The following is a 21,660-nucleotide window of genomic DNA, read 5'->3' on the forward strand; positions in this document are numbered from 1 at the left end:
GGGACATCTTACTGACAGAGGGTTGAGAACCAACCAAAAACGGCAGCGCTACTGGTCCAAACTAGTCCGATGTTCTTGCCAGCCCTTCATGCGCAATTCGCAAGCAGGGCAGGCCCCGCATCCATACCCCCAGGAATGCAGCACGTCATGGACGCCGATGTAACAGGTGTGCGTCGTCGTCCGAATGAGATCCACGAACTCCGTTCCACCAATATTCTCGGCCATCCGCCAAGTCGCGGCCTTGTTGATCCACATCAGCGGCGTATGGAGAACCTGCCGGCTCCCCATGCCCAAATTCAGGGTCACTTGTAGCGATTTCAGCGTGTCGTCGCGGCAGTCGGGATACCCCGAATAGTCGGTTTCGCACATGCCGCCGATCAAATGGCGGAGATGACGCCGATACCCCAGCGCAGCAGCGAGGGTGAAGAAGAGCAGATTGCGCCCCGGCACAAAGGTGTTGGGCAAACCATCCTCGCGCATTGCGATCTCGGCACCGCTCGTAAGCGCCGTGTCGCTGATTTGCCCGAGGATCGAGAGATCAAGCATATGGTCCGCGCCGAGGCGCGCGGCCCATTCGGGCTTAATCGCCGTGACCTTTTCACGAAACTCATCGCGGCATTCAAGTTCGACGCGGTGGCGCTGGCCATAGTCGAACCCCACCGTTTCTACTGTGTCGAAATTGTCGAGCGCCCAGGCGAGGCAGGTCGCGCTGTCCTGTCCGCCAGAGAAAAGGACGAGGGCACCGCGGTCGTTCATGCGGCAACCTCTTCGCCCCAAAAGGTACAGGTCTCGCCGCTGGAATCGCGAAAGACGCTGACGCGGTGAAGATTAGCGATCGCGGGGTGGAGGCGGTCCCAGATCCAGCGGGAGAGATTTTCCATCGTGGCCGGACCGAGATCGTTGATCTCGTCGAGAAAACGGTGATCGAGGGCGTCGCGGGCATTCTCGATCATCTGTTCCAGAACGCCCAAATCGACGACCATTCCGGTGACCGGATCAGGTCGGCCGCGTACAGTGACCTCGGCGCGGTAGCTGTGGCCATGGATGCGCCGGCTCGATTCAGCCTGGATCGACCGATCGAGTGTGTGCGCAGCATCGAAACGAAATTGCTTGCTGAGCTCGAACATCAGCGAATTCCGATCATCTTGTGCGACTGGAGCGAGAGGCGCCAGCGCGGGTTAGCGGTACAATATGCGATTGTCGCGGCGAGATTGTCGGCAGCTTCGGGCGCATCCATGGGCTGCAGGAAGAAATGCGTGAATTCAAGATGCTCGAACTGCTCTGGATGCGCCTTGGCTTGGGGATAGACGAGTTTGATTTCGTTGCCGCCGGTCAAACAAAGCGCGGCGTCGGCCTTTGGCGATACGCAGATCCAGTCGATGCCGGCGGGCGCAAGCTGTGTGCCATTGGTTTCCACGCCGATTTCAAACCCGCGTTCGTGCAAAGCTTCGACCAACGCGTCGTCAACCTGCAACAAGGGCTCTCCGCCAGTAAGCACAATATAGCGGCCCTGAGCGCCTTCACCCCATGCCTCCTCGACTGCGTCGACGAGTCTGGCCGCATCCGCAAAGCGCCCGCCGCCGGTTCCGTCCATGCCTACGAAATCGGTGTCGCAGAAACTACATACCGACGAAGCGCGATCCTGCTCACGCCCGGACCAGAGATTGCAGCCCGAAAACCGGCAGAACACGGCAGCGCGGCCGCTCTGAGCGCCCTCACCCTGCAATGTCTTGAAGATTTCCTTAACCGCGTAGCTCATGCCGCATCCTCGCTCGCTTGCAAAAGCGGGGCGGCAGCAGGTTTGCGCCGCTGCCGTTGGTCGGCTTTCACGATGCCGACGAGATAATGTTTGAGGAGCGCGACGTCGCGATTGACGTTTTGCAGAGACTTCCAGCGCCGCTGTTCGTCGTCGAAATGCCAGTCGCCCTCGGTCCACGCGGTGCGGCCCTGCAGACAGAGCAGGCCCTCGTAGAAATCGTCGACCGACCGTGCATTTGCGCGCTCGGTGAGAACTTCCATCACGTCGCCCATCGCCTGTATGCCGACGCCGTGAAGGAGGCGCGAACTCGCAGGCGTCTGACCATGCCAGGCTTCAGGGAACACGCGCTTCACCGCGTCGAAATAATTCGAAATGAGCCGAACGCATTTGTCGCCGCCCTTGGCGCTCCGACTGAGGTCGCGCAGCACGCCGTTGTTGAGCGATTCCATGATGATCTTCTGCATCACCGTATCCGAGATGATACCCTCGGGCCATGTGTGCTGCTTGATATAGCCCTTAAGCGCTGTCGCCTCGAAATTGAGACGCCCGGTAAGATCGGCCGCCTCGGACCGTCGGCTGAGACGCGCCGGCAGATCGTCGACCGTGGGGAGCAATTCGTAAATCAGGGACTTCGGAAGCGGTTTGCTGTTGTTTATCAGCACGAATTGCCGCCGTAATTCGGCCTCGTCCTGACAGATCAGCGCCGACACAAACACCTGAAAATCGCGATCGACCTCGGCGAGCGCGGAAAGCCGCTGCTGCCCATCAACGACTAAGCCGCGAGCGCCGTCGCTCATATCGATCGACAGACGGGCGATCCCGCCATCCATATGCTCGACCTCAACTCCAGTAATGAAGGCGACGACAATCGGATTGGGAAGAACCGAATTCGGCTTCTCAAGATAGTCGCGGATCTCGCGTATGTGCGCGGCGACTTGCGGGCGCTGGAATCCACTGAGTTCGCCTTGTGCATCGCGGCCGATGCGGTCGATCCTCGCGAAGCGCAGCACGTCCGACGCGCGTGCGGCAAAGCTGAGGACGACATGCTCATGGCTCTGCTGCGCACAAACGGCGTTGAAGATCATCGGGTCGGATAACGGCACGCTTGAGATCCAGTCTTTCAATATGGTTTTTGTAAACAGCGAGATTGTGGATGCCGCGGCGTTTGTTGCGATTGCTTCCGCGGAAGATGATGACGTCGATCGACGCGTCACGGCAAATGGCGCACGAGCATTGTTTCCAAGGCTGTTCGGTCAGCGTCCGTCGGTAGCGGTCTGCTAGGAGCGTCAGAGCCGGACTGCCGGCGCAATCGGCATAGGGCTGTTCTTCGACCAGCGGCGCGCTGTAAACGAGAACATTGTGAAGCACCTCCTCCAGTCCTGCCTCGCCGCGATCGAAGGCGCGAAGCGAACCGAGCGCCAGCGCTTCGAGGCGCACCAACTCTTCGGCACGGACTTGGCCTTTCTTGACGGCGCGTTGGAGCTTCGGATTTTCGATGGCCTGCGGCACACGTATCGATGTGAAATATCGCAGCGCCAGATCTTCGCCAGGCAGATAGTAATTTTGCTTCGCGTCCTTGAACGCCCTAATAAGCGGTGACGTCGTATCGAAGCTAGCGATGTCGAAGCCATGGAAGCTGTCGATATCATCGGCCTTGGCGAAACCCAGAATGTGAAGGCGCGTGCTCTCCGGCACGGCATCACGGATGGCTGCCAGACATCGTTTGATATCTGGCGACTTGAGCGGAACCATCCCGCCCAACGCCAGATAATCATACCCCATTGCGACGAGGCGCCGTGCCGCTTCGGCCATGCTGCCGGGTGACCATCCCTGAACCACACCAAGCGGTGTAAAGCCGGCCCCCATAGCTGAGGCTTCGCGGTGGAAGGCCTCGGCATTTGCGAGGGTGATGTCGAAGCGTTGACGCGCATCAGGGGAGGCGCCGTCCATCGCGACCAACTGTGCGTCGAAATCGAAAATGATATGGTCGACCGAGCAACCGTGGGTGAAGCCGCATTCGTCGTAAAACTCGGCCATTTCCAACGGCGTGTAAGGCGGCTTTTCCTCTTGAACGTAAGTGAAGGCACCGCAGTCGCCGAAAATGTCGAGATCGGCAAATTCCGGTGTATCGAGCCGTAAGAATTTGCGTACGCCGACTAGGCTGAATCGGCGAGCCTGACTGGCGGTATATTTGCCCTTAACGCGGTGATCGCCGACGATGCCACGCGATACCAGCACCCCGTCGTACGGCGCATAGCCCATTATTTCGTGCGGAAAAGCGTCGTCCCAATAAGGCTGGCGGTCCGCCGGGCTGCGGTCGCCGAGGAAATCGAACGCGGGATCGACATAGTCGAGGCTGTCGGCGAAAATGAATTTCATGACGCCGTGCGCGCTAGGTCGCGCTCCAGACGAATCAAATGGTCGGTGAGGCGAGCAATATCCTGCGAGGTCGACTGGACCTTGTTCCAGTCCACGCCGAGACCGTCCCACGTGCCCTCGGTCCAATGGCAGTGCGGCGCAAGCCGGGTCAATATGGACCGAAGCGCTGCCCGCTTGTCCAGTACGCCGTCGAGCTTCAGCATTAATGGGTCCATCAAGGCGCCCATGGCCCGGATCCCCGCCGAGTGCATCAGGCGACTGTTCGCCGGAGCCTTGCCCCAAGCTTCGGGAAAAGCCTCTTTTACAGCCGACCAATAGAGCAGCAGCGTGTCATACATCGCCTCGGCATCGTTGCCGCTGCCGTTTCCCTTGAACTGCCCGAGCGCGCCGGCGGAAGTCTTGAGACTGACTTTCATCGCGTCGATCAGGGCAGTGTCGGTCACGATACCCGAACGATCGGACTCGCGTTTGATCAAACCGAAGAAGGGCGAGTTCGGATCGGTATTAAGTGCCTCGCAAAGAACGCTCGGCAGTTGGCGCGCGGCCAAATCTCGGGGGAGCAGAACGCTGACTTCAGGCAGCAGTTCGTTAATGAGCCGCGTCGGGAGCGGTTTCGCTTTGTTGACGAGAATGAATTGTTCGCGTTGCGTCTCGAGTTTATCCGAGACGAAGCCGATAACCGGCACCGCTATCGAATGGTCCCTTGCCGCAGCTAATGCGAGCGAACGTTGCTGGCCGTCGACAATCCATGCGGCCCTGCGACCTTCGGGAAAGATTGGGATGGTGAGCGTCCCGGCATCCCCTACCTCGCACATATTGCCGGGGGACCGGCCGCGCGCCGAGGCGAAGTCGACTTCGGGCGCGAGCGCCAAGATCACCGCGTTCGGAAAAAGCACTGGCCCGCTGTCCAGAAAAGCGGTGATCTGGTTCACATGCTCGCGGATCTCACGCCGCTGGAAGCCTTTGAGTTCATGGTCTTCGCGCCGAATGCGGCTGATGTCTGCAATGCGGTGGATGTCGGCGCCGAACAGAAAGAACGCGAAGACCGCCACACCTTCGCCCTGCTCGGCGCGGACGGCGCGCACCTTCAAGGTTTCGCGCGCACTCACTTTCTCGTCTCCCGAACACGGCGTGCGAGCGCAGCGAAGCGCGACTGCTCACAGGCGATGTCGAGTTCGTCGCGAAAATATCGAAGCAATCGCGATGCGCTCCCCCCGGCGCTTTCCCAATGCTCCGCGATGAGCTTGAGCATGGTGTCGTCGTCGTGACGCGCACGGTCGAATTTCTGAGCCGCGCGCCACGAGCTGAGCGCCGACCGAACGGCCGCGACATCGGCATCTAACGAAGCCTGGGGAACTGTCCCGCGGCCGACCCCAACGAAGTGCGCGAGCGCTCGCGATGCAAAATCATTCAGTGTGCCGCGACAGGGACTGTCGGGCCCATTCAGACGATCGTCGTAAGGCATCCGAAAGCGACGAAGCGCGTCGGGCAAGCGGGCTGCTGGCGATGCGGTGAAAATGCGGACGCGCGCGAGGTCGTTGGGCGGGAGAGCGATCAGTTCGGGCGCCAGCATTTCAATATACGCCTCGGACAAGGCGACAAGCAGAGGCCCTGGCTGCCCTCGCACAAAATCTTCAAGCGAACGCGAAAGGTGCGACGAACTCGACAATGCCCGCCACCACGACGCGATCGAGAAATTGCCATCGACCCGCGACCGAATGCCATCATCCGCGCCCACCAAAACTGTACAGCCGTAGGCAGGAATACGAGTGGAGGCTTCGAATAAGCCAAGTCCGGCAGAAATTATGACCAACTTCGCCTCGACCATCGCTGCGGCGGTGCGCGCTTCCTTGAAGCTGCGGCCACAATAAACATCCCAGGCTGGGTGGCAGGACGGCGCATTCGCGATCCGGCCTGCCCAATCGCTGGCGAGTTGTTGCAACGGAGCGAGGGGAAGCGAGGATATGTGCAGACCAGGCGGGATTGGATGACGCTTACGGTTGGTGCAGCTGGTAATCACAAGTGTCACAAAACATCACCCCCGCGCCACGTTGCCGGCGCATATCCCTTTACCGAATTATCCACAGTTTATCCACATTAAATGTGCCCATATTGGGCATCGCTAGTGGCATTAAATGCACCGGATATGCCCAACACTTGGCTGACGCCGATCAATAAATGCAAGAAAACTGGGCATATAACCCATCATTTATCAACACAAACTCCACCGATGACGTGGCGAGAGCAACCCTGCGCCCGACTCATGCCAGCGAAAAATAGAGATACGCACCTTCTTCGCCTTCGGGTCCGATATGACACTGGAATCGCCTCCGATTTGGATCATCATCCTTCTCTGATTCTTGAAGAACTGCGCTCTTAGCCTAAGCTGCATATCCCTGTTTCCTGTTATTGTTTCTCGCGCATCTTACGCCAGAATTGTCGCTCGGATTGAACGGCCAGGACGAGGAGTCAGTTATGAAGACGCAGATCATTTCGGTTGCTTTCGTCGTGCTCGGCGCATGTGGGCAAGCTGAACCGCGCGCCGAACAGTATTTTTCGGCTCATCTCGACGAGGCGAAGCAGATCGTCGAAGATTGCGCGACGGGGACAGCGCGCGGCGAGGAATGCAGGAACGCGGAGAATGCGATCAGCAAGGCGAAGGCCAAGGAACGTACGAAGCGGTTCCTCGGCGATGGCAAAGCATACACGCCGCTCCCATAAAATGGCGCGGCTCATGACAGATTGCGATTTCCGGCAGTTATCCAGATCATCGCGGTCTGGAAATTACAGTCGTGCATCGCGCGCAAGGCATTGCTAGGTCGCTCTCATGCGGAACGGTCTCGATCATCTCCCCAACGCGAAGCAGCGTGAACTTGAACATGTGGTGCGCGTGCTGTTCGAGGAATTCGAGGCGGCCCATGCCATGGGAACGCAGAAGTTTCGGAAACAGGGTCGCATCTTCAAGATCGTTCTTTACGGATCCTATGCCCGCGGCGGCTGGGTCGACGATCCGGTTGGCGGGTACAAATCGGACTATGACATCCTGATCGTCGTGAGCGACGACCGATTGACCGATTTCGAGTTTTGGTCGGCGGCGGACGACCGGCTGATGCGCGACCTGACGATACACAAAACATTGTCGGCACCGGTAAACTTCATCGTTCACACGCTGACCGATGTGAATCAACAGCTTGAGCGCGGTAGGCCCTTCTTCGTCGACATCGCCGATCAGGGCATTGTCCTGTATGAGGCAGAGGGACATCCATTCGAACAACCCCGAAATTTGCCACCGGAAGAAGCTAGGGCCGAGGCCAAGAAACACTTTGAAAAATGGTTCGAAAGCGCATGTCGCCGTGCGGAACTCGCGCGCACCGCACTTTCAAAGTCGTATTTGAACGAGGCCGCGTTCGACTTTCACCAAGCTACCGAGCGCTTCTACCACTGCACCCTGCTCGTGCTGACCCTGTACAGCCCCAAATCTCACCGCCTCAACTTTCTCCGCGGCCACGCTGAGGAAATCACGCCCGACCTGATCGAGGCCTGGCCACGCGGCGACAAATTCTCGCGGCGCTGCTTCGAGCTTCTGCGCGAAGCCTATGTAAACGCCCGCTACTCGCCGCATTATGCCATTACGGCCGAGGAACTCGCATGGATCGGCGAGCGCGTCGCGGTGCTCGAGACACTGGTGCGCCAAGTCTGCGAACGCCGGCTCGCCGGTAAATAATCCACAAGGAAATCAGTCCGGAAAGCGACGGTCAAGCCACCATGCTTGACTCATCGATCCGAAAAAGAACAAAGAAGGAACATTCACTGTCCCCCGGAGTCCTATGACCTCATGCGCCAACCCGCCGTCCTCGCTGATCTTCGCGCCAGAATTGCGCGGATCGAAGGCGTGTGCGCGCGGCACGAAGTTATTCCGTTCGGTGTCGAGTCGGTCGATTCGCGGCTTCCGGGCGGCGGAATCGCGACCGGCGCGCTCCACGAGATCGCCGGAAGCCCCGACCTCGCCGACGATGCGAGCGCGACGATCTTCCTCGCCGGCATCCTCGCGCGGACCGAGGGGCCCGTCTTCTGGTGCCTGCGCTGGCACGACCTGTTCGCCCCTGCCCTTCACCTCGCGGGACTGCACCCCGATCGCGTGATCCATGTCGAGGCGGGCAGCGACACCAATGTCCTGCTCGCGATGGAAGAATGCCTCCGGCACCCCGGTCTTGCCGGTGTCGTCGGCGAAGTCAGCAAATATTCGACGACGGCGTCGAAGCGGCTCCAGCTTGCCGCAGAAACCTCGGGCGTGCCGGCCTTTATCTTCCGCCGCAGCTGTAAGGCGGGACAGGCTGCCGAAGGCAGCGCGGCGGTGACACGCTGGCGGATCACCGCGAGCCCTAGCGAGGATCTCGGCATCCCGAGCCTTGGCCGCCCGCGCTGGCGCGTCGCGCTCGAACGCGTGCGCGGCGGCAATCCGCATTTCTGGATATTGGAGGGCTGCGATGCGACGGGTCGTATCGCTCTTCCTGCCGCACTGGTCGACCGACCGGTTGCGCAGGAAGACCGGCAAGCCGCGGCCTGAGGGCGGCGCCCCTGCCCGGCCGCTCGTCACCGCGATCCCCGACCACGGCCGGCGGATCGTCGCCGCGGTCGACGGGGAAGCACGCGCGCTCGGCATCCGCCCCGGCATGACGATCACCAAGGCGCGCGCCTTCGCGCCCGAACTCGATGTCGTCGACGCCGAGCCCGATGCCGATTTCGAGGGGCTGCGCCGTCTCGCGCTCTGGGCAGGACAGCGCTACTCGCCCGTCGTCTCGCCCGATCCGCCCGACGGCCTCTGGCTCGACATCACCGGCTGCGCGGCGCGCTTCTCGACCGAGCGCGCGCTTCTCAAGGACCTGCACCGCCGCACCGCAGCCTTCGGCCTGTCGCTCCAGATCGCGGTCGCCGACACCGCGGGCTGCGCGCACGCCGTCGCACGCCATGTCCCGGCCGGACGTCCAGTAACGATCGAACCCGGCGCGCACCGCAAGGCGATCGCACTGCTGCCGATCGGGGCGCTCCGCTTGCCGCCCGCCGACGTCGAGGGGTTGCGCAAGCTCGGCTTCGAGCGGATCGAACAGTTGCTCGGCGCTCCGCGCGGCCCGCTCACCAAGAGGTTCGGGCGCGAACTGCACCGACGCCTCGACCAGGCGCTCGGCACGATGCCCGAGCCAATCGAACCGATCTTTCCCGAAGAGCTTCCGCGCACGCGGCGCGGTTTCATGGAGCCGATCGCGACCGCCGAAGCCTTTGCGCAGGTCATCGGCGATCTCGCGCACGACATCGCCGGCCAACTCGGCCGCCTCGGCAAAGGCGCGCGCCGGCTCGACTGCTATTTCCACCGCGTCGATGGCCAGGTGCAGGCAATCCGCGTCGGCACTGCGGCGCCGTCGCGCGACCCCAAGCATCTTGCGAAACTGCTGGCTGCGAAGATCGAGACCATCGAGCCCGGACTCGGCATCGAGGCGATGACCCTCGTTGCGCCGCTCGTCGAGATACAGGATTTGCGGCAGGGTGAGAGCCTCGAAAGCCTGCGGCGCGGTCCCGACCTTCCAGCGCTCGTCGACACGCTCGCCAACCGCTTCGGGCAACGCAGCCTGCACCGGACGGTACCGCGCCCCGGCGCGATGCCCGAACGGTCGGTGGCGATCACCCCGGCGCTTCGCCAGCTTGACGGCGCCACATGGTCGGACGACCTGCCGCGCCCGTCGCGCATGCTCGCGCGGCCCGAACCCGTCGACGTAATCGCGCTGCTCCCCGACGACGCCCCGCGCCTCTTCGTCTGGCGCGGCAAAAGATACCGCGTGACGCAGGGTGACGGACCCGAGCGGCTGCAGGGCGAATGGTGGCGCGACGGCGGGATCGAAGGCGAGACCCCGCTCAGCGTGCGCGACTATTACCAGGTCGAGACCGAGGCGGGCGGGCGCTACTGGCTGTTCCGGCTCGGCGACGGCGTCCATGCCTCGACGGGCTCGATGCGCTGGTTCATTCACGGAGCATTCGCTTGAGAATGCGACCGACAAAATGGCGCATTCGCGTGAGAATGCGACGGAACCGGAGCACCTTCGCTTGAGCGGGGCCGAACCCGCTTATGTCGAACTGCAGGTCACCACGCATTTCAGCTTCCTGCGCGGCGCCTCGTCGCCCGACGAGCTGTTCGCTGCCGCGTCGCTGATCGGCCTGCCCGCGCTCGGCATCGTCGATCGCCATTCGGTCGCGGGGATCGTCCGCGCGTGGGATGCCGAAAAGGCGACCGGCGTGCGCGCGATCGTCGGTTCGCGGCTCGATCTCGTCGATGGCACCGCGCTCCTAGTTTATCCGACCGACAGGGCGGCGTACGGCCGCATGTGCCGGCTGCTCAGCGTCGGCAAAGGCCGCGCCGGCAAGGGCGCGTGCCATCTCGACTGGCCCGACGTCGAGGAATGGAACGAAGGGCTGATCGCCTGCCTCGTCCCCGACCGCGCCGATGCGACAAACGAGGCCGCGCTCGAACGCACGCGGCGCATCTTCGGCGACCGCGCCTATATGGCGCTGACGATCCGCCGTCGGCCGCGCGATGCGATCCGGCTGCGCGACCTCGCAGCCCAAGCCGCGGCCGCGCGGGTGCCGACGGTGGCGACCGGCGATGTCCTCTATCACGCCCCCGAACGCCGGCTGCTGCACGACGTCGTCACCTGCATCCGCGAGAAATGCACGATCGACGATCTTGGCGACCGCCGCGAGCGCTTCGCCGACCGGCACCTCAAGGCCGCCGCCGAGATGGAGCGGCTGTTCCGCCGCTATCTGAAGGACGCCTCCCCCGTTGCGCGCACGGTCGAGTTCGCCGCGCGCTGCACCTTCAGCCTCGAGGAACTGCGCTACCAATATCCCGACGAAATCCGCGACCCCGGACGCACGCCGCAACAGGAACTCGAAAGGCTGACATGGGAGAAGGCCCCGCTTCGCTATCCCGAAGGCATCGATGGCAAGGTGCGCACGCAGCTCGAGCACGAGCTTCGACTGATCGGAGAACTCGATTACGCACCCTATTTTCTGACGGTCCACTCGATCGTCGCCGAGGCGCGCCGCCGCGAAATCCTCTGCCAGGGGCGCGGTTCGGCGGCGAACAGCGCGGTCTGCTACGTGCTCGGCATAACCTCGATCGACCCGATCCGCACCGAACTCCTGTTCGAGCGCTTCGTCTCGGCCGAGCGGCGCGAGCCGCCCGATATCGATGTCGACTTCGAGCATGAGCGGCGCGAGGAAATCATCCAGTGGATCTACGAAACCTACGGCCGCACGCGAAGCGCGCTCACCGCGGTCGTCACCCGCTATCGCTCGCGCGGCGCGGTGCGCGAGGTCGGCAAGGCGCTCGGCCTCAGTGAAGACATGACCGCCGGACTCGCGGGCGCGGTGTGGGGCTATAGCCGCGAGGGCGTCGACGAAAGCCATGCCGCGGCGCTGAACCTTGACATGGCCGACAAGCGCCTGATGCTCACACTCGAACTCGCGCGCACGCTGATCAACACCCCGCGCCACCTCTCGCAGCACCCCGGCGGTTTCGTGCTGACGCGCGACCGGCTCGACGAACTCGTGCCGATCGAACCCGCGGCGATGGACGACCGGCAGGTCATCGAATGGGACAAGGACGATATCGACGCCTTGGGCTTCATGAAGGTCGACGTCCTCGGGCTCGGCATGCTGAGCTGCATGCGTCGCGCCTTCGAATTCCTCCGCGAAGCCAAGGGCATCGATCACGATCTATCGACCATCCCCGCCGAAGATCCCGCCACCTATGCGATGATCCGCAAGGCCGACACGCTCGGCGTCTTCCAGATCGAGAGCCGCGCGCAGATGGCATCGATCCCGCTGATGGCGCCGCGCACCTTCTACGATCTCGTGATCCAGGTCGCGATCGTCCGCCCCGGCCCGATCCAGGGCGACATGGTCCATCCCTACCGCCGCCGCCGCAACGGGCAGGAAGAGGTCACCTACCCGACCCCCGAGCTTCGCCGCGTGCTCGAAAAAACGCTCGGCGTCCCGCTCTTCCAGGAACAGGCGATGCGCGTCGCGATCGAATGCGCCGGGTTCACGGCATCCGAGGCCGATCTCCTCCGCCGCGCGATGGCGACCTTCAAGCTGACCGGCGGCGTCTCGCATTTTCGCGACAAGCTCATCAACGGCATGGTCGAACGCGGCTATGAGCATGAATTCGCCGAAAAGACCTTCAAACAGATCGAGGGCTTCGGATCCTACGGCTTTCCCGAAAGCCACGCCGCGAGCTTCGCCCTGATCGCCTACGCCTCGTCGTGGATGAAATGCCATCATCCCGACGTCTTCTGCGCCGCGCTGCTCAACGCGCAGCCGATGGGCTTCTATGCGCCGGCGCAGATCGTCCGCGACGCGCGCCAGCATGGCGTCGAGGTGCGTCCGATCGACGTCAATCACAGCCGCTGGGACTGCACGCTCGAAGCGACCGGCGGTCAATATCTTGCGGTGCGCCTTGGCCTGCGCATGGTGCGCGGGCTCGCCAACGAAGATGGAGCCGCGATCGTCACCGCGCGCGCCGATACGCCTTTCGCGAGCGCAGAAGAAATCCAGCGCCGTGCTGGCGTCGGTCGCGGCGCGCTCGACCGCATCGGCGACGCCGACGGTTTTGCCTCGCCCGGCTCGTCGCGCCGCGAGGGCTTGTGGGACGTGAAAGGCCTCGGTCACGCGGCGCTCCCGCTGTTTGCGGCCGCCGACGAGCGCGCCGGAAGGCTGATGCGCGAGGCGATCGAGCCCGCGGTGCAGCTCGCGCCGATGGGCGAAGGCGCCGAGGTGGTCGAAGACTACCGCGCCTCGGGGCTGTCGCTCCGCGCGCATCCGCTGGCATTCCTTCGCGACGAGCTGCGTGCGCGCAAGATGATCAGCTGCCAGGAACTGCAGAGCGTCAGGGACGGGCGCTGGATAGACCTCGCGGGCGTCGTGCTCGTTCGCCAGAAACCGGGATCGGCGAAAGGCGTCATGTTCATCACGCTCGAGGACGAGACCAATGTCGCCAATCTCGTCGTCTGGACCAAGGTCTTCGAGGCCAATCGCCGCACCGTGCTCGGCGCCTCGATGATGGGGGTGCGCGGCCAGGTTCAGCGCGAGGGCGAGGTGATCCATGTCATCGCACAGCGCCTCGACGATCTCTCGTCCCTGCTCGCGAGCGTCGGCAACCGCGCCGATGTCGCCGATGTCGCCGATGTCTATCGCGTCAGCCGCGCCGACGTCGTGAAAAGCCCGATTGGCCGCGACCCGCGCGACCCGGCCGAAAAGCCGCTCGGCCGCAATCCGCGCGATATCTACATCCCCGACCTTCGGCTCGGTTCGGGCATCATCGCAGGCCAGCCCACCGACGGCATCAAGATCAAGCCGCGCGACTTTCGGTAGGAATGAATGGCCCGCAAGGGGTGTTTGCTTTCCGGTTGGACCTAGCTTCTGTCCTCCTCTCATCTATTGGGCAACCCTGACAAGATTTGGAGAGCGTGATGAACAGTCCATCAAAGGCGTGGGATGGGGAACAAGTCCGGAAATGGCTGGAACGCCGGTTCGAGGCCGCGAAACTGGATCAGGCCGCGGCGGACAGGCGCGGCTATGATGCCCAGGACGAGTATGACAAAGCGGCGGCCGAGGAATGGGTCTGCCGCGTCTTGAAAACCGCGGATTCCACAAACGAGCAGGCAGCGTTCGCCGGGCACATCAAGGAGCTGGTCGGCCAGGAGGAATATCCGGCGACGGGCATCTATGACGACGCGCGTTTCCACCGCCATGTTCGCGGACATCTCAGGAAACTGGCGAAGATGACAAAGGCCAATGAGGGGTTCGAGAAGACGCTGCGCTATCAGTGAGCACTCCGCGCCGGGGCTTAGACTCGACCCGGCTCGGCAACGAAGCGTTCGAGCCCCGCTAGCTCACTCACAGAGCCAGCGCCCCCTGCGCAGGCGGCTGACCGAAAACCTGCGTCACCTCAAGGCTGCCCTCGGGCAACCATGCAAGCACATCCGATGCCGGAACGCGCGGATCGAGCCAGTCGGCCCAGCGGTCGCGCGCCAGCGGGATGATCTGCCGGTGATGATAGGGCGCGATGTCGGCACCTGCGTCCATGGTGAGGAGCGTGAAAGCTTCGCCACCATCATATTCGCGCCAGATACCCGCCATGCAGAACCAGCGATGATCCTTCATCGTGAAGAGCCATTTATCGAGGCGTTTCTGCGCCTTGTCGGTTGGATCGGTGAATTCATAGAACCCGTCGCAAAGTATCAGGCAGCGATGCGACGAAAAGTCGCGGCCTTCGGAGCGGAAATTATAAACGGGCTTGCCGGTCGGTCCGGGCCAGCTCCATCGCCGGTTCACCAGTTCGCCGAGCTTCGATCCCTCGCTGCTTCGCACGATCGGCGCCATGTCGGTGATCTTGATGTCTTCGCGTGCTTCGACGTTCGGCACGCCCTCGGGCATGTCGATGTTGATTTCCAGATCCTCGAAATCCTCCGCGATCGACGCGATGTCGACCTCAAGCCTGTAATCGTTGCACATCGCTGGCGTTCCCTCGGGTCTTGCGACTCAACTTCGTTCCCATTATGTTCCACCTGTGACGATCGCGCCAACCCCTTTTGATCCAGCTGCCCCGGGCGGCGGCGTGACAGCGCTCGTTCGCCGCAAGCCCGACGATATGAGCAAGACAGAAATGGTCAAAGCGGTGTGGGGTTCCGATCCGCGTTTCTCAGATGGCATCAATTACCGCTTCATCCGGACCGAAGGCCGCGCCTTCCCTGCCCGCCGCTGCCTGATCCCGGCCTCCGAGTTCCGCATGGGCACCGGCAGCCATCGCTACCGCGTGACGCTCGACAGCGGCAATTTCTTCTATCTCGCGGCGATCTGGGATCCCCCGCTCGCCGACTGGCCGCTCTCATACCGGATCCTCACGATCGACGCCGGCCCGGACGTCAGTCCGTACCAGTCGCGCCACGGCGTCATCGTCGAGCGGCGCGACGTCATGCACTGGCTCGATGGAACACTCCCTGACGAGACGTTGTTCGCACCGCCCCCGAAACACAGCCTGTTCGTCGAACCGCTGCGGGCGCAGGCAGCGCTGCCGCTGTGACCGTTCGCGGGGCGGCGCATGTGCGGCAGGCCGACTTCTTCGGCGCGCCGCTCCTCCCGGGTCTCGCCTATCGCGAGGCGTTTATCGACGCCGCCGAGGAGGACAGGCTGATCGCGCACATCGAAGCCGCAGGCCTTACCCCTTTTCAGTTCCAGCGATGGGAAGGAAAGCGCCTGACGCGTTCGTTCGGCTGGACCTATGATTTCCAGACCGGCCGCTTCGCGCCGGGCGAGCCGATGCCCGACTGGATCGTCCCGCTCCGCGCGCGTGCCGCCGCGTTCGCCGGCATCGAACCCGCGAGCCTCGAGCAGGCGCTCGTGATCCACTACGGGATCAGCGCCGGCATCGGCTGGCACAAGGACCGCCCGGTCTTCGAACATGTTATTGGCGTCTCGCTGGGCGCCCCCGCGACAATGCGCTTCCGGCGGCGCCGCGAAGGCGGGTTCGACCGTGCGACGGCCGAACTGGCACCGCGGTCGATCTACCATATGCGAGGCGAGGTACGCGACGATTGGGAACATAGTATCGCGGCGATGGATGCACCGCGCTGGTCGGTCACCTTTCGCAGCCTGCGATAATGCGGTGCGCGGAACCGCAGGCCGCGCTCGATGTTGTCCGCCGACACTTGCAGCGCGCAACAAAAGCCAGGCCCGGCCCCGCCAAGCAGACCTTTCGAAAAGCGGCGGCACCGCGCGAATGCCCCGGGAGAAGCCGAGCACGATGCCGCCTAGTGACGGCCGAACGAGTCGCATGTTCAGCCGACGAGTTTGAGTAAGGAGCCCCCTCCTTGTCGGCGGCATTTTCGCGGTCGACGCGTCGCCGATAGGCGCACCGCGTGCGTTTCGAAAACAAGAGATATACGGCGGCGGCCAAGCTCAACTTTCGTAGCAGGATGCAACGCGATCCCGCCGCGCTGATCTTCACGAAATCGTGGGCCCGCCACGCCCGCGGCCGACACTCCAGTTGATCCCGCGATCGCGCACCATTCCTGCCACCTCCTTGCCGACCTGCCGATCGAGCACCGGCTTCCAGGGCACGAGCATGAACTCCTTTGTCTTTTCAATGAGCGCGTAGCGCCCTCCCGCAGCGTCGATCCGCCGCGCCACCTTTCCTTCGATCCAGTCGCCTGATTTCGTCTCGGCGAACTCTTTGCCGAGTTCACGTGCAAGCTGATGAGCGAGCCGCAGCAGTTCGCGGCGCTGGAGGGCCGCCAGCGCGCCGCGCCGATAGACGATCCCCTCACCGGCCGCGTCGGCCAGTTCCTCCTCGACGAGCCATCGCTGGCGCAGCGCCGTGGCGCTGCGTACCTCGCGCCCGAAACCCTTGTCGCGAAGCGGCACCGGCGCGCTCTCGTTTGCTTCGCGGTCGAGCCAGGTCACCGCCTCGGCGCGTGCGAGCGTTTCAATGGGCACGGGCGACAGGATTTCGACCGATACCGGATGATCCTTCGCTAGGCGCGCTTCATAGGCTGCGGCCCGGTCGAGATGATCGGGCGCGATCGTCCAGCCGCCGTCATTCGCGCGCTCGGCAAATCCCCTTTGCCGCCGCATCGCCTCGAGCCGCCGGATATGTGTCTCGACGAAGGCCGGACTCGCTGCGGGATCGTAACGGAGATGCGCCTCGGCATCGTAGCGCCCGCCATTGGCTGCGGCGATTGCCGCGATCGTGCGATCGGCATCGCGGACGCCGATCGCAGCCGGCTCGATCCGCACGACCGCCCCTGCGGACAACGGCTCGACGCCCTCGCCCCGCCCGATCGCGACGAAGTGGCTGCGCCCATCGACGCCGTCGATGATAAGATAATGACGATCGTTCAGTTCATCGGAGACTCCGCGCGTCACGACGCGGCCAACCAGAGGTTCGGTGAGCGGCGACGCGTCATCGTGAATGGCGCGATCCGCGGGCGCTACGGCCTTCGCCCGGGCGGTCAGTTCGCGCTGCATCGTACGGATGATATCGCCGTGCTCGCCCATCGCCACGAGCGTGTGACGAAGCCCCTCCGCGAGCCGCCATTGCCCTGGTGCGATCTCGTCGGCGAGCCCCATAGCTTCGAGCTTCTGCAACCGTCCCGCCTGCAGCGACTGGACCAGTGGATCGCTGTCCTTCGCCCTGACGAGCGGTGCGCGCTCGGCCGCGCGGAGCAACTGCCGGTCGATGTCGGTGAGCCGCTCGGCGCCAATATCCCGGCGCATTCGTGTCTCGATCTCGAGCTGGGTCTTCGGCCCGAGATCGAGGGTCGCAATCTCGCTCGCGCGAGCGCGCATCCCGTGCGCGATATACTCGCGCGCAAGGATCAGATCTTTGCCTCGGTCGTCCCTGCCGCGCAGCATGATATGGCTGTGCGGATGGCCGGTGTTGAAATGATCGACCGCGACCCAGTCGAGTCTCGTTCCGAGATCCGTTTCCATCTGCGCCATCAGGCGGCGGACGAAGGGCTTGAGATCGGCGTAGAGATCGCCGTCCTCTGCCGAGACGATCATGCGAAACTGATGGCGATCGTCGCCGCAGCGATCAAGGAAAGATTTGCCGTCGGCGGCGTCATCCCGCGCCGAGTAAAGTTCGCCGGGCTCGCCTTCGCGCGTCACGCCGTCACGCTGGATATAATGGAGGTGTGCACGCGCCGCGCCGATGCCTTTTCCTCCGAGCCTGACCAGCCGCGTCTTTACGACCACGCGCCGGCTGGTGTTTCGATCGAGCGACCCGCGCGAAGACAGGAGTCGGCCGGTCGCCGCGCCGCGGCCGATCCGCGAGCCGTCGAAACGGGCGCGCCTCGGCGATGCGCGCGCTGCGATCGCACCCGCAGCTAGCAGCCGGCCGAGATATTTGCGCGCTTTCCTGCCGCGCGTGGCGCGCATCTTGCCGAGCCGCGGTTCAAAGTCCCCGTCGTCGCCGCTCATGGTAGCCAACGCCCGGAAATCTCCAGGAAAGCTACGAAATTCTGCGGCCAATGCCGAACGAGTCCCCCGACCGCCGCAGCGGCCCCCACAAAAAAGGATGTGCAGACAGGAACATAACCCCACTTGAGGGGGTGTGCTTTTATCTTGCCGTCACCGCCATTGCCTCCAGCCCGCCCTGTCCAGCCCGTACCATCCCGTTCTACAGGAGATCGCGCACCCTCGCTCCCAGGGCAGTCGGCTCCCAGACCAGCCACTCGTCGCCGCTGTCGCTCTCCCATATTTCGCCGCAGGAGAAGAGGCCTGTGGGGATCGCTTTGGCCTCGTCGAAACTCGTCGGGCCGCATGCAACAATGTCGCGCTGCACGGCGGTCAAGGCATCGACGATCGATTGCGGAGTGGGTTTGGAATCCATGCCGGGCATGGCCGGACCATAGCGAAGGAATGATGCCTGTGAAGATCGGACGCGCGGCACGATCCGCCGCGCATGCGAAAAGGAGCAGTGCCTTTCCGGCGCCGCTCCCTTCCGTAAGACGCGCTGTTTCAGCGCGCGATCTCGAACGCGCGCATCGCGTCCTCGCTGCGTTCGAATCGACGCAGTCCAAGTAGCGCATCGATGCCGCCGAGCCCGTCCACGAGCAGCACCGCGATGTAGTAGACGCCATCGAGCAATCCGAAGACCGCGACCCGGTCGAGCGCTCCTTCACTCTCTTCCTCGAGGCTTTCATACCCACCGAGCCAGCGTTCGCGGAGCCGCGCTTCCCAGTAAAAATCCGCCCCTTCGGCCTCGATAAACTGGCGCGCCAGCCCCTCGGCGGCGCTGCGACCGAATCGTGATTCCATGCCCGAAACGAGCCGTTCGAAGACCTGGTCCGATGCCTTTGCAATTGCCAAAACGCCCATGATATCCTCCTCGAAACAAACGATCCCAACGTCGGGAACATGTTTCCGGAGACGGGGGGCGGCGCGGCTGTCAGGGCCGCGCGGGCAGAGCCCGCGCGCCGCGAAGCGGCGGTGGGGGAGCCGATTTTCGAAGAAAATTGGGGGTACCGCCGGCCTTGCACAGCCGCGCCGCCCCCCGTCATACTGGGCCTTGCCGAGACGATCCCCACCCCCGCGATCATGGGCGACCTCACGCCCCTTACTCTCTGACTTTCGGCGCCGGATACCGCACGGCAAAGAGTGCGCCGCCACCTGCGGTTCGAAGGCTATCCGATGATTCCGCAGGCACTTCAGGGACCCCCGCCGACCCTCCGCGTGAAGGAAAAGACGACCTCGCGGCGACCGCATCTGACCGTGTCGCCATGACACCGGATTGCGCTTCGACCCGGCTAAAGAAGATCGGGTCCAGCGTCCGCCCCGGTCCGGCCGGAGGCGCCGCGCGGCCCGCGCGCGGCGCAGCCGCCGAGCGATCCGGCGCGGGCGCGTAGCCGGTAACGCGCGCCATATAGTCGCGTGTCTCGCGCGGCAGCGGCCGTCCCCGCGCGACATATTCGCCATAGCGTCCGGGCCCGGCATTATAGGCACCGAACAGCCCCGGATAGCCGAAGCGATCATACATCGCGCGAAGATAGGCGGTGCCCGCAACGATATTGTCGCGCGGAAGATGCGGGTCGGAGCCAAGGCGATATTGCGCGCGAAGCGCCCCCCAGGTCGCGGGCATGATCTGCATCAGACCCATCGCGCCAGCGTGGCTCGTGATCGGTTCGCCTCCGAGCCGCGTGCGCCCGCCGCTCTCGGCCGCGATGACGCGCATCACCCATTCGATCGGCAGGCCGAAACGGTCGGCCGCCTCGCGCGCAATCGGCCGCCACTGCTCGACGCCGGGCGAGGTCTCGGCCGCGCCCGCCTGCGCGGCGTCTGCCTGCACGGCGCCCGCAAGAATCGTCGCGGCGAGCGCCAGCGCGGCGCCGAAGGCACTTAGCGCGCCCACAGCAGCCGCGCCTTGCCGACGATGTCGCCGCGCCGGGTAACCCCGAAATAGCGGCCGTCGAACGACGCGTCGGCGTTCGCCATGAGGAGGAACGCCTCGCCCTTCCCAATTGCAACGCAGCCTTCCCACCATGGCAGAATTCGCCCGCGCGCGTCCCGCATGAGCCGCGTCACGGCGGGCACGCCGTTGATCGAAACCTCCTCGCCCGACGCGCAGATCCGGTCGCCGCCGACCGCGACGGCCCGCTTCACGAGCGGCACATTGGCGGGAAGATAATGACGCCGTGCGGCGAGCGCGCGCCACGGCCTCGGGGTCCAGGCAACCACCATATCGCCCGGCGCGAGCGAAGCGCCGGGGGTGACGCTATAGAGGCCGACCGGGGCGCTCGGGCTGACATTCCAGACGAGGCGCGGCATCGGCGGCGCGATCATCGTGAGACCGAGGGCCGCGATTCCCGAGGCAGCGATCGCGAAGCGAAAACGGAGCCGCTGGCGGCGGGCGCGCGCGGCCCGGATCGTCTCGCCCCATGCGATCAGCGGCAGGTCTGGGGGCCTAGTCATCGCACTTGCCCCCGGTCGCAGCGCTGCCAGACTTAGGACCTTGCGGCCCGCGCGACCTCGACCAGATGACCAGATCGTCGATATGATAGCGGACGAGGCGTCCGTGATAGCGGTAGGACGGACCGCTGCAATTCTGCCGCATCGCCTTCAGCCGGCGAGCGCCAATGCCGAGATAGGCGGCCGCCTGCTCGGTGCTGAGAAAAGGGCTCCCGCGCGTCGCTGCCCGCGCGCGTTGCACTTCGTCATTGTCGTCCGCCATCGCGTCGCCTTTCGTCGTCCATGCCGGTCCGGACGGCGTTCGATGTCCCGGACGGCCCCGAACTTGTCCGCGGCGGCCCCGTCCGGGGAGGCTCGAAAAACGACCATGCGAAAAACGATCCTAGCCGCGAGCGACAGGACCGGATCGGCGACACGAAAAAGCACCCCCGCGCGGGTGCCGCGCGGGGGTGAGGTGGGGAGAAGTCAGTCGGCGGGATTCCAGATGAGCGCGTAGGTATCCTCGTCGTCCTGCCCGGCGGCGCGGCCGAGGTTCGCGTAGAGCCGGCGCGGGCCGAATTCGGGCGCGGCGAGGCTCAGCGAGACATAGGGTTCGCCCGACACTTGGCCGGTGCGGACCCATGCGGCGCCGATCTCGACATTGTCCGAGAAGACCCGGTAGTCGGGCTGGGCGTCGCCGCTCTTGCTCCGGTTGACCCGGATTTCGATGTCGGCGCGGATCGAGAGCGTCTTGAGCTGTCCGCGATATCCCTCGGCCATATTGCCGTTCACAAAACCGATTGCTGCCATGGTTCGTCTCCTTGAATTTGCGCCGCCGGGACCATTCCCGGGGCGTGGCGGATGACGAGGACGGGGCATGAGGCGGCGGCGCACCCGCAGGGCCGCAGCGCCAGCGGAGGACGCGCGCCGCGCCGCTATTTTGAAGGCGGAACGCCGCGCGCGAGGAGCCGGCAAAGCCGGCGGGGAAAATAGCGGCGCGGCGCGCGTTGCGCCGCCGCCGACCC

At 64.1% G+C, this 21,660-nt stretch carries 23 protein-coding genes; 8 read left to right on the top strand and 15 right to left on the bottom strand.

Annotation, left to right across the window (positions count from 1 at the left end; translation table 11 throughout):
- Positions 1–48: 48 nt before the first annotated feature.
- Genes queC through V6M50_RS06070 form a run of 7 tightly spaced genes read right to left on the bottom strand, consistent with a single transcriptional unit; the run spans position 49 to position 6,080 of the window.
- A complete protein-coding gene (gene queC, locus V6M50_RS06040) occupies positions 49–756 on the bottom strand; it encodes a 7-cyano-7-deazaguanine synthase QueC (protein WP_332817651.1) in 708 nt (235 codons plus the stop codon).
- Complete coding sequence (locus tag V6M50_RS06045; RefSeq protein WP_332817652.1) at positions 753–1,127, bottom strand: 6-pyruvoyl trahydropterin synthase family protein; 375 nt, start codon at positions 1,125–1,127, stop codon at positions 753–755. The genes queC and V6M50_RS06045 overlap by 4 nt, the downstream gene beginning before the upstream one ends.
- Entirely contained in the window at positions 1,127–1,759 is a 633-nt protein-coding gene (gene queE / locus V6M50_RS06050) for a 7-carboxy-7-deazaguanine synthase (protein ID WP_332817653.1), read from the bottom strand. The genes V6M50_RS06045 and queE overlap by 1 nt, the downstream gene beginning before the upstream one ends.
- On the bottom strand, positions 1,756–2,844 hold the full coding sequence (dbpB, locus tag V6M50_RS06055; protein ID WP_332817654.1) for a DGQHR domain-containing protein DpdB: 1,089 nt from the start codon (positions 2,842–2,844) through the stop codon (positions 1,756–1,758). Before dbpB (V6M50_RS06055) ends, queE begins: the two co-directional genes overlap by 4 nt.
- Positions 2,807–4,138, bottom strand: coding sequence for a tRNA-guanine transglycosylase DpdA (gene dpdA, locus V6M50_RS06060; RefSeq protein ID WP_332817655.1), 1,332 nt, complete (start codon positions 4,136–4,138; stop codon positions 2,807–2,809). The genes dbpB (V6M50_RS06055) and dpdA overlap by 38 nt, the downstream gene beginning before the upstream one ends.
- Positions 4,135–5,247: a DGQHR domain-containing protein DpdB gene (gene dbpB / locus V6M50_RS06065; RefSeq protein ID WP_332817656.1), complete on the bottom strand. Its 1,113-nt coding sequence runs from the start codon at positions 5,245–5,247 to the stop codon at positions 4,135–4,137. The genes dpdA and dbpB (V6M50_RS06065) overlap by 4 nt, the downstream gene beginning before the upstream one ends.
- Positions 5,244–6,080: a hypothetical protein gene (locus tag V6M50_RS06070; protein WP_332817657.1), complete on the bottom strand. Its 837-nt coding sequence runs from the start codon at positions 6,078–6,080 to the stop codon at positions 5,244–5,246. Before V6M50_RS06070 ends, dbpB (V6M50_RS06065) begins: the two co-directional genes overlap by 4 nt.
- 533 nt (positions 6,081–6,613) lie before the next feature.
- Between V6M50_RS06070 and V6M50_RS06075 the strand changes: the two genes are divergently transcribed.
- The 6 genes from V6M50_RS06075 (at position 6,614) to V6M50_RS06100 (ending at position 14,019) form a co-directional block, all read left to right on the top strand.
- Positions 6,614–6,859 carry an EexN family lipoprotein gene (locus V6M50_RS06075; RefSeq protein ID WP_332817658.1) on the top strand — a complete coding sequence of 82 codons (246 nt, stop codon included), beginning with the start codon at positions 6,614–6,616 and terminating at the stop codon, positions 6,857–6,859.
- A gap of 106 nt (positions 6,860–6,965) precedes the next feature.
- Positions 6,966–7,862 (top strand): nucleotidyltransferase and HEPN domain-containing protein, encoded by an 897-nt coding sequence (locus tag V6M50_RS06080; protein ID WP_332817659.1) that lies wholly within the window; start codon positions 6,966–6,968, stop codon positions 7,860–7,862.
- A 111-nt stretch (positions 7,863–7,973) separates the two neighbouring features.
- Entirely contained in the window at positions 7,974–8,705 is a 732-nt protein-coding gene (locus V6M50_RS06085) for an ImuA family protein (protein WP_332817660.1), read from the top strand.
- Positions 8,626–10,173 (top strand): DUF6504 family protein, encoded by a 1,548-nt coding sequence (locus V6M50_RS06090; RefSeq protein WP_332817661.1) that lies wholly within the window; start codon positions 8,626–8,628, stop codon positions 10,171–10,173. Before V6M50_RS06085 ends, V6M50_RS06090 begins: the two co-directional genes overlap by 80 nt.
- Positions 10,174–10,189: 16 nt before the next feature.
- On the top strand, positions 10,190–13,561 hold the full coding sequence (locus V6M50_RS06095) for an error-prone DNA polymerase (RefSeq protein ID WP_443030486.1): 3,372 nt from the start codon (positions 10,190–10,192) through the stop codon (positions 13,559–13,561).
- 98 nt (positions 13,562–13,659) lie between these two features.
- Positions 13,660–14,019: a hypothetical protein gene (locus V6M50_RS06100; protein ID WP_332817706.1), complete on the top strand. Its 360-nt coding sequence runs from the start codon at positions 13,660–13,662 to the stop codon at positions 14,017–14,019.
- A 67-nt stretch (positions 14,020–14,086) separates the two neighbouring features.
- On the opposite strand, the gene V6M50_RS06105 is transcribed toward V6M50_RS06100, so the two are convergent.
- Positions 14,087–14,704 (bottom strand): SOS response-associated peptidase, encoded by a 618-nt coding sequence (locus tag V6M50_RS06105; RefSeq protein WP_332817663.1) that lies wholly within the window; start codon positions 14,702–14,704, stop codon positions 14,087–14,089.
- Positions 14,705–14,840: 136 nt separating this feature from the next.
- Between V6M50_RS06105 and V6M50_RS06110 the strand changes: the two genes are divergently transcribed.
- Both V6M50_RS06110 and V6M50_RS06115 read left to right on the top strand, forming a co-directional pair.
- The gene (locus tag V6M50_RS06110) at positions 14,841–15,272 is read left to right on the top strand and encodes an SOS response-associated peptidase family protein (protein WP_332817664.1); all 432 of its coding nucleotides are present in this window, start codon (positions 14,841–14,843) and stop codon (positions 15,270–15,272) included.
- On the top strand, positions 15,269–15,850 hold the full coding sequence (locus V6M50_RS06115; RefSeq protein ID WP_332817665.1) for an alpha-ketoglutarate-dependent dioxygenase AlkB: 582 nt from the start codon (positions 15,269–15,271) through the stop codon (positions 15,848–15,850). The genes V6M50_RS06110 and V6M50_RS06115 overlap by 4 nt, the downstream gene beginning before the upstream one ends.
- 342 nt (positions 15,851–16,192) lie before the next feature.
- Here the strand turns inward: V6M50_RS06115 and rlxS are convergent, their stop codons facing one another.
- The 7 genes from rlxS to V6M50_RS06150 form a co-directional block, all read right to left on the bottom strand.
- Entirely contained in the window at positions 16,193–18,169 is a 1,977-nt protein-coding gene (gene rlxS / locus V6M50_RS06120) for a relaxase/mobilization nuclease RlxS (RefSeq protein ID WP_332817666.1), read from the bottom strand.
- A gap of 199 nt (positions 18,170–18,368) precedes the next feature.
- A complete protein-coding gene (locus V6M50_RS06125; RefSeq protein ID WP_332817667.1) occupies positions 18,369–18,590 on the bottom strand; it encodes a hypothetical protein in 222 nt (73 codons plus the stop codon).
- A gap of 119 nt (positions 18,591–18,709) precedes the next feature.
- Positions 18,710–19,069, bottom strand: coding sequence for a hypothetical protein (locus tag V6M50_RS06130; RefSeq protein WP_332817668.1), 360 nt, complete (start codon positions 19,067–19,069; stop codon positions 18,710–18,712).
- Between the two features lie 238 nt (positions 19,070–19,307).
- On the bottom strand, positions 19,308–20,099 hold the full coding sequence (locus V6M50_RS06135) for a lytic transglycosylase domain-containing protein (protein ID WP_332817669.1): 792 nt from the start codon (positions 20,097–20,099) through the stop codon (positions 19,308–19,310).
- The gene (locus tag V6M50_RS06140; RefSeq protein ID WP_332817670.1) at positions 20,087–20,659 is read right to left on the bottom strand and encodes a S26 family signal peptidase; all 573 of its coding nucleotides are present in this window, start codon (positions 20,657–20,659) and stop codon (positions 20,087–20,089) included. The genes V6M50_RS06135 and V6M50_RS06140 overlap by 13 nt, the downstream gene beginning before the upstream one ends.
- Complete coding sequence (locus V6M50_RS06145) at positions 20,652–20,918, bottom strand: helix-turn-helix domain-containing protein (protein WP_332817671.1); 267 nt, start codon at positions 20,916–20,918, stop codon at positions 20,652–20,654. The genes V6M50_RS06140 and V6M50_RS06145 overlap by 8 nt, the downstream gene beginning before the upstream one ends.
- Before the next feature lie 203 nt (positions 20,919–21,121).
- Positions 21,122–21,445 carry a DUF736 domain-containing protein gene (locus V6M50_RS06150; RefSeq protein WP_332817672.1) on the bottom strand — a complete coding sequence of 108 codons (324 nt, stop codon included), beginning with the start codon at positions 21,443–21,445 and terminating at the stop codon, positions 21,122–21,124.
- Positions 21,446–21,660 lie beyond the last annotated feature (215 nt).

Source organism: Sphingopyxis sp., from assembly GCF_036675685.1.
Lineage (GTDB): Bacteria > Pseudomonadota > Alphaproteobacteria > Sphingomonadales > Sphingomonadaceae > Sphingopyxis.